The sequence below is a fragment of the Streptomyces sp. AC627_RSS907 genome (assembly GCF_019049165.1).
The window spans coordinates 1-675 of record NZ_JAGMUE010000928.1; the positions used below are offsets into that span (position 1 = coordinate 1).

At 69.9% G+C, this 675-nt stretch carries 1 protein-coding gene and 1 pseudogene; both read right to left on the reverse strand.

Annotation, left to right across the window (positions count from 1 at the left end; genetic code table 11):
• On the reverse strand, positions 1-105 hold a 105-nt coding region (locus KUM32_RS44460; protein WP_254406749.1), incomplete at its 3' end, for a PucR family transcriptional regulator ligand-binding domain-containing protein.
• Positions 106-289: 184 nt separating this feature from the next.
• Positions 290-675, reverse strand: a pseudogene (locus KUM32_RS39505) (ATP-binding protein); the annotation flags it as partial.

Sequence of the window (675 nt, forward strand, 5' to 3'; positions counted from 1 at the left end):
GCTGACATGCGCCCACCGCACGGGCGTGTCCAGCCGCCCCTCACCCGCGAGCACGGTCAGCTTCAGGGTGGAGTGGTGGACGAGTGAGGCGAGCGTGGGAGGCATGGCACCTTCGTTGCGGCTTCGGGCGGCTTCGCTTCGGCGGGATGCGAAGAGTGCGCCGTCGCGTACGAACGGCTCCTTCCGATTCTGCCTCAATGGAGGAAAGCGCAGGTATCCCGTGTGCGGTAGGGGAGGGCGGGCAGGGGCCCGCGCCCTTGCCCGTCCACTCTCATCAGGGGGTAGGTAATCAACCGTTCAGGTTGACCAGCACGGGTGGGGCGCTGTGGCCGCGTACGGACGTCAGCGACAGCACGGCGTGCCCGGGCGGTACCGCGTGCGCGAGCTCCGACGCCGACCAGCGCTCCCGCTCCACCGTCCGTACGGTCACGGACTGTGCGGTCGCGGCCTTGCCCGTCGCGACCCGGCGGATGAAGTGCAGCACCTTGGTCAGGGGCTCGTCCGAGATGATCTGCCGGTCGGTGACATCGCGTGTCTCCACCCACTCCTTGCCCCAGACCTCGGCGAAGTGCGCCCCGTCCCACGTCGTCAGCCCGGCGTACGCCATGCGGCAGCCCACCGCGCCGAGCAGGGCGCTGCGCAGGGCTTGCGGCAAGTAGTCGAGGGTCCGAAGGG